The organism is Alcanivorax sp. (genome assembly GCF_014762765.1).
Classification (GTDB): domain Bacteria; phylum Pseudomonadota; class Gammaproteobacteria; order Pseudomonadales; family Alcanivoracaceae; genus Alcanivorax.
The window spans coordinates 11,367-13,967 of sequence record NZ_JABURH010000182.1; the positions used below are offsets into that span (position 1 = coordinate 11,367).

The window sequence follows — 2,601 nt, forward strand, 5'->3', positions numbered from 1 at the left end:
GGCACCCGCTGGCGACGCTCGAATTCCTGCACTCGCTGGCGCAAATGTTCCATGGTCTGCGGGGTCAGCACGCTGTGCTGTTCGTCTTTCAGGTCACCGTCAAGCTCGCTGGCCAGGCGGCGGCAGATGGAGAGCATCTTGTCCAGCGCGCCCAGGGCGTCAGTGGGCCCCGGCAGTTTCAGGAAGAAGGTCACACCGGCAAAGGTCTTTTCTTCCATGGTGTCCAGGTCGAAGGTGCCCGGCTCCACCGCATTGGCCATGGAAAACTGCAACTCGTCACGGCCGTCCAGATTCACGTGGCGATGGAAGATGTTCATCTGTCCATAGCGCAGGCCGGATTCCAGCAGCAGCCGCAGCAGGTCGTTACCGGCAAAGGGCGCGCCACGGTGAGCGATCAGGTGTACCACGATCACTTCCATTACCGGCTGGGGCTCGCGATGGCGTTCCAGCTTTCTTTCCGGCTGACGCTCAACCGGTTTCTTCTCCACTGGCCGCTGTTCCACCACCGGCTTCGGCGGCTCGCGGGGCGGTTCCGGTTGGGGCTCCGGCTCCCGGTATTGCGGGGCCGGGGTCTCATCCACTGGCTCCGGCTGCCGATCGCCTTCAAACAGGCTCTGCTGTTCGGCAGTGGCAGGCTCGTTAACAACCTCGTCCGGCTCCATCATGGTGGGCGGCGCTTCTGATTGCTGCTGCGAGTCCATTTCCATGGCCCGGCGCACCACGCGGGCGGTGCCGATCAGCTCCGGGTTATAATCGCTTTTCTCGGCGTCTTCTTCCTGGGCATCCCGGTAACGCGGGTCGATACGCATACGCAGCCGCCCCTGCCGTTCCCTGATCATACGACGGACACCGTCCGCCAGGATCAGCAGAATCAGAATAACCAGAATGCCAATCAGTGTTTCCAGATTCAGGCCCATTGCCTCATCTTCCTTGCTTGCGCTGAAGTGCCACCATTACGGACAGCACCGGATTGCCTTACATAGCCGCCATTTCGGCAGCTTCTTCCACATCGACCGACACCAGACGGGACACACCAGGCTCATGCATGGTGACCCCCATCAGGGTAGCAGCCATCTCCATCGCAATCTTGTTATGAGTAATGTAGATGAATTGTACTTTTGCGGACATTTCCGACACCAGGTTACAGAAACGTCCCACGTTCGCATCGTCCAGCGGCGCGTCCACCTCATCGAGCAGACAGAACGGCGCCGGGTTGAGCTGGAAGATACTGAATACCAGGGACAGGGCGGTCAGTGCCTTCTCCCCCCCTGACAACAGGTGAATGGTGCTGTTCCGTTTGCCCGGAGGCCGCGCCATGATCGTCACGCCGGTATCCAGCAGGTCGTCGCCGGTAAGCTCCAGGTAGGCGTGACCGCCACCGAACACTTTGGGGAACAGTTCCTGCAGGCCGCGGTTGATGCGGTCGAAGTATTCCTTGAAGCGCGCCCGGGTTTCCCGGTCGATCTTGCGAATGGCGTTTTCCAGGGTGTTGAGCGCGTCTTCCAGATCGCCGTTCTGGCTGTCCAGGTAATTTTTGCGCTCGGACTGCTGCTGGTATTCGTCGATGGCCGCCAGGTTGATCTGCCCCAGCCGTGAAATCCGCTGGCCGATCATGTCCATTTCCCGGGCCCATTCCTGCTCGTTGGCTTCCTCGGGCAGGTTTTCCAGCACGGTGTCCAGGTCGAAGTTGTGCTCACCCAGCTGCTCGGCCACGGTCTGGCGGCGGGTGGTCAGATCCTGCCACTGCATCCGCTTCTGATCCATGGTGCTGCGGATTTCCTGGGCCTGGCGCTCGAACTGGCCGCGCTGGCCTTCAAGATTGCGCATCTCGTGATCCACCGCTTCCAGTTCGCGGCGGGCCTCGGTGAGCTTGTGCTCCGCTTCCAGGCGCACTTCCAGTTTCTCTTCCAGCTGCATCTGCAGCTCGGTGCCCGGCTCGTCGCCCTCGTTGGTCTGCTCTTCCAGCAGCGCCTTGCGCTCGGCCAGCGCCTGGACCTGGGATTCCAGCCGGCTCAGGTTCTGGCGCAGCGAGTCTGCCTGGGTGCGGGCACCCTGCACTTCCATGGCCAGATGGTGGGACTGGTCACGGGCATGGCGGGCCTTCTGGCGTGCCTCGTCCAGGCGCAGACGCAGCTCGTCGCGGCGGGACAGCAATGCCTCGCGCTGGCCGCTGTCCGCCTCCATGGCGTCCAGCGCTTCCGCCAGCACCGCCCGGGCCTCTTTCATCTGTTCCTGTTCCTGGCCGTGCTGCTCGTTGGCTTCTTCCAGCTCACGGCCCAGGCGCTCGCGGCGCATGGTGATCTGTTCCAGGCGCACCTGACGGGCGCTGACCTGGGCATTGATCTCGCCCAGCTCCCGGTTGATACGGCTGGCCTGGCGCTGTACCTCTTCGCGCTCTTCCTCCAGCTCGCCGATCTGCTCGCGGGTGCTTTCCAGTTGTTCTTTCAGGTCATCCACGGTGGCCTGCAGGGTATCGATCTCGCCCTCAAGCTGATCAAGCTCGCGGCGGCGCTCGAGCACACCAGCTTCCTGATCTTCCTCTTTGGCCACTTTCAGCCAGTCCGGGCCCAGCCAGATACCGTCGCGGGTGACCACGGATTC

General features: G+C 62.4%; 1 protein-coding gene and 1 pseudogene. Both read right to left on the bottom strand.

All coding sequences use genetic code 11. The annotated features are described in order from the left end of the window. Nucleotides 1-917 (bottom strand): cell division protein ZipA (zipA, locus tag HUJ17_RS13700; protein WP_290511215.1); only part of this gene is annotated, 917 nt, incomplete at its 3' end. Between the two features lie 58 nt (nucleotides 918-975). Next, nucleotides 976-2,601 (bottom strand): annotated as a pseudogene (locus tag HUJ17_RS13705) (chromosome segregation protein SMC); the annotation flags it as partial.